Genomic DNA, 4520 nt, shown 5'->3' on the forward strand with positions numbered 1-4520 from the left:
ACGAGGTTTTTGCCTGTCGACCGACCTGACAGAGGGTTTTTTGGCGGCTGCTCAAATGATGTGCATAGTGGTCATCTGGCTGCCTGTTCTTTGAGCACTTCTTTTGTCCGTGCGGCGAAGCAGCCCGCCGGCGTTCGGCGAGCCGCGGTGAGAAGTCGAAAAGATCCGGTCCCAAGCCAACGGCGCGGTAGAACATGGGGAGCCAAGCAGGCGGACGACTGCGACCGATCCATCCCAAGCCAGTCGCGGAGTAGGATTCGAGGAAAGGACGGACAAGTAGACGGCAGACAGTAAAGGCGGACTGAAGAGCGAACGCGTCGCCACAAACGTGCCCCCAATCACAATCCAAAATCGACAATCCAAAATCCAAAAACGATGCCCCACCCCCCAGATTTATCGTTGCGGCGCGAAAATGAGCCGCGCCGCCCTGTCGCCGCAAGGTCCGGCCGGCAAACCGTTTGCATCGCGGGCAAACCGAACACGCGTTTTGTTTTACAAGGCTAATTATTTTATGACAACGGTAATTCGAGGCAACCCAACCGCACGTTGATGCGGAGCAGGTCGCCTGGGGCGACCAACCGCATCCAATCCTGGGACGCCCTCACGCGTCCCTCCCGGTGGCGGGCGGCGCGCAGCGCCGGCTCGGGTCTTTGACAATTTGGTAGATTCACGCGGCAAAACCGCCCTGGCTGAATCGTGCCGTTGGCCAGCCGCGCTCGTCAGGGAACTCTCCGCACCGGCTTGAAGCGTTCGCCGGGCACCACCAGCGAGGTCAGGCGGATGCCGAATTTGTCGCCCACTTTTACCGCTTCGCCTTCCGCGATCACGTGGTCGTTGACGTGCATCTGCAGCATCTCTTCGCACGATTTGTCGAACTGGATGATCGAGCCGGGGCCAAGCTCGACGATCCGCCCGACCGGCTGCTTTTTGGCGGCCAGCGTCACGATCACCGGCACCTTGATCCGCAACAGGCTTTTGGCATAGCCGGGCAAGGCCTCGATGCCCAGCGGGCTGGCCAAAGCGGTCGCGGCGGCGGAGGTGAGTTGCGGGCTGGAGGAGGTCGACATCGTTGTACACGCTTCCACGGGCGCCACCGAAGGTGCTTGCTCGGCAAAAACGTGCCGCGACGCCTTTATCGACGGCAATGCGACGGATCTTTAATCAGAATCCCCCGCCGCTCGGCCCCTCGGCCACCTGAACCAGGTCCTGAATCAGCCGTGCGGAATCATTTGCGTATCGCTGTTGCGCTTCGGCCGTCATTCGCAGGTGGTAAACGGCCGCCAGTTCGCCGTCGGCGTCCCAGGTGCCGGGATCGTTGAGCACGAACCGCAACCGCCACGGCTGCACGACTTTCTCGCTCCCGTCTTCCTTGGAGACCAACTCGACCGCGTCGCAACGGACGCAAGCCTCGACCAGTTTTTTCGCCAGGTCGATGCGCGGAAACAGGCGAATCGCCGCCAGCAGCGAAAGATCGCTGCTCGCCAGCCGTCTCAGCAAATTGACCTCAGGCGAGACAGCCTCGTCGTTCGATTGCATTGCTTCTGCCTCAGTTCGCATCGACCCGCTCTTGATGAAAACGCTCCCCGAAGAATCCCTCCCAGTTTACGGCAACCCCGCCCGCAGGGGAAGATGCTCTACTTGCCGACATTTCAAGTAATACTGTACCTCTTCATAACGTATGCCGGGCAGACTGGCCAGCAACGGTCGAATCCGCGACGGAGGTTCGCTGCCGACGACCTCGGCGATCCTGTCGATCATCTCCGCGGACAAGAACCAGGCGGCCTCGACCTTCCATCCCGCCTCGGCTGCCCGCAGGGTGTGGTCCCAGATTACGTCGCGCTCGCAACCGCGAATGGCCGTACACTCTTCGACGCTGAAGCCCGCGCAAAGCAACCGCCAGGTCCAATAATGGCTCGGTTGGCCCGCGACGCTGGCCGGCACCACCTTCGCTTCGGGTACGTTCGCCGCTGGCCCGTCTTTGGACGACGGTTCCTTGGCGGTCCGCGCTTTGGCCAGTGCAAACCGCCGCGCCAGGCCGGGCGAAAGCGTCAGTGGCTTGTCGAGCCGCGACTGGGCCGTCATCACGCTCTTGCCGAGCTCGGTCAACTGCACCGTCGGCCGCAGATGATCGCTGCCCGCCTGATCCAGACAGCGGACGGTCAACAACATGTCCAGCAGCTCGACCACTTCGTCCTGCTTGAAATGCGCCAGCAGGCCGTAGGTCGAAAGCCTCGCCAGGCCGAAGCGCTTGATCTTGGCGCTGTTCGAGCCGCACAACATCTGGGCGATCAGGTGCTTGCCGAATCGCCCCTGCGTGCGGGCCACGCCGCTGAGAATCTTGCGGATGACTTCCACCAGCTCGTCGCTCAGCGGCACGGCCTCCTCAGGTTCGACCGCGGCAGGCGCACCGTCGTCGTCGGAGGATGGCCTTCCCAGGCCGTCAACTTGAGTATCTTCGTTTGGGACGGCCTGGGAATCCCGGCGCGCCGGGACTCCGGTCTCGTCTTCGTTAGGGACGGCCTGGAAATCTCGGCGCGCCGCGACTCCGTCTTGCGGCGCCCCCGGACGTTTGCCCAGGCCGCGACGCTCGCAGTTGTCGCAACGACCGCACGGCTCGGCGTTTTCCTGGCCGAAGTACGCCAGGATCTCGCGCTCGCGGCAGCGCGACGTATCGGCGAAGGCGATCATCTGATTGAGCTTTTCATATTCGGCCTCTTTGTGTTCTTCGAGCGTCTTGAAGTCGAGTTCCAGCTTGCTGAACGGTTTGCTGCGCTCGATCATGCGAATGGCGCGGCCGCGAAAGGGAGGAATATAATCGAACGCCTTCAGGCTGCGCAGCTCGCGCAGCGTGCGGGCCAGGGCGGCCGAATCGGTTTCGAGCGCCGACATCAGCTCGCGCGGCGGAATATCGACCCACTCGTGCCGCACCGAGCCGACGAAGCGTTCGATGGCCTGCAACAGCCGCCGCTGGGCCTTCGCCTGCCGCGGCAGCAGATCGACGAGCGTCGGCAGGTCGCTGTCGAGCTTGACGCGGGCCATGTTCTCGCGGCTTTCCAGCCGCTCCAGCACGCCGGCCTGCTCCAGCAACTGCTCGCACGTGCCCACGCCGTCGGCGCTGATCTGCAAATTGAGCGCGTCTTTGATCTCTTGCTGCGTCAGCTCGATCACCTCGCGGTCGGTCCGCCGTAGGTGATCGTAGACTTTCTCCACCACGTCGCGGGCCGGATAGGCGCTTTCGATGAAAAACTCTTGAATCTTCCGGTCACCGTAGCTGTAGAGCAGCAGGCAGCGCGAAGCAAGCCCGTCGCGGCCCGCGCGGCCCGCCTCCTGATAATAACCTTCCAGCGTGCCGGGCAAATTGTAATGCACGACGAACCGCACGTCGGGCTTGTCGATGCCCATGCCGAAGGCCGTCGTGGCCACGACGATGTCGCATTGGCCCTGCATGAACTTGTCCTGGGCCAGGCGGCGTTCTTCGGGGGTCATGCCGGCGTGATAGACGACCGCCGAGCGGCCGACCGTCTGCCGGATCGCCTCGGCCACTTCCTCGCACCGCTTGCGCGACGAGGCGTAGACGATGCCCGAACCGGGCGAGCTGAGCAAAAAATCTTCCAGCATGCGTTCCTTGCCGCCCTTGCCGTAAGGAAGCTGCACTTCGTAGCGGAGGTTCGGCCGCACAAAGCCGGTGATGAACACGCGGGGCGAGCGGAGCGCGAGCTGCTGGCTGATGTCTTGCCGCACGGCGTCGGTGGCGGTGGCCGTCAGGGCGATGGTGGGCGGCATGCCCAGCATGGCCCGGAAACGGCCGAGCCGGGCGTAATCGGGCCGGAAGTCGTGCCCCCATTGGCTGATGCAGTGGGCCTCGTCGACCGCCAGCAGGTTCAGCTTCGCGGCCCGCACGGCCTCCAAAAACCGTGGGCTGCGGAACCGTTCGGGCACGACATACACCAGCGGATATTCTCCGGCCGCCATGGCCTGCAAGCGGGCATGCTGTTCGGCCTGATCGAGCGTGCTATTGATGAACGTGGCATTCAGGCCGCGCGCCAGAAGCTGATCGACCTGGTCCTTCATGAGGGCGATCAGGGGCGAGACGACGAGCGTCACGCCGGGCTGAGCCAGGGCCGGAAGCTGATAGCAGAGGCTTTTGCCGCCGCCGGTGGGCATGACGCACAGGCAGTCTTGCCCGGCCAGCACCGTCTCGATCACTTCACGCTGGCCGGGGCGAAAGCGGGTCAGGCCGAATCGCGGCAGGAGCGTTTCGGGAGCGGTGACGGTGGCCTGAGACATCGCGATTTTGGATTTTGGATTTTCGATTTTGGATTGCCGCGGGGCCTTGCCGCGGCATGGGCCATTGTACGGTGCAAACGGGTCGACTTGGAGTGTCGGCAGGGTGCCGCACGTTTGCGGGGCAAATATACGTCACGCGGCCGAGAATGGAACATTGGCGGTGGCTGGGGCAGAGCTTGGCCATGTGGAGGCTGGCACTCCGTTCATCTCGGCGGCCAAGCGATGCCCCGGTC

General features: G+C 63.5%; 3 protein-coding genes. All 3 read right to left on the bottom strand.

The features are described 5' to 3' along the window. Positions 1-719 precede the first annotated feature (719 nt). Positions 720-1067, bottom strand: coding sequence for a FliM/FliN family flagellar motor switch protein (locus VNH11_29200; protein HVA50461.1), 348 nt, complete (start codon positions 1065-1067; stop codon positions 720-722). A 94-nt stretch (positions 1068-1161) separates the two neighbouring features. Next, on the bottom strand, positions 1162-1536 hold the full coding sequence (locus VNH11_29205; GenBank protein HVA50462.1) for a hypothetical protein: 375 nt from the start codon (positions 1534-1536) through the stop codon (positions 1162-1164). A gap of 66 nt (positions 1537-1602) precedes the next feature. Continuing rightward, complete coding sequence (locus VNH11_29210) at positions 1603-4287, bottom strand: RecQ family ATP-dependent DNA helicase (protein ID HVA50463.1); 2685 nt, start codon at positions 4285-4287, stop codon at positions 1603-1605. Positions 4288-4520 lie beyond the last annotated feature (233 nt).

This window comes from Pirellulales bacterium (assembly GCA_035533075.1).
GTDB lineage: Bacteria > Planctomycetota > Planctomycetia > Pirellulales > JAICIG01 > DASSFG01.

Coding starts and splice junctions, on each gene's coding strand:
- VNH11_29210 (HVA50463.1), bottom strand. CDS start 4,287: ATGTCTCAGGCCACCGTCACCGCTCCCGAAACGCTCCTGCCGCGATTC.
- VNH11_29205 (HVA50462.1), bottom strand. CDS start 1,536: ATGCAATCGAACGACGAGGCTGTCTCGCCTGAGGTCAATTTGCTGAGA.
- VNH11_29200 (HVA50461.1), bottom strand. CDS start 1,067: ATGTCGACCTCCTCCAGCCCGCAACTCACCTCCGCCGCCGCGACCGCT.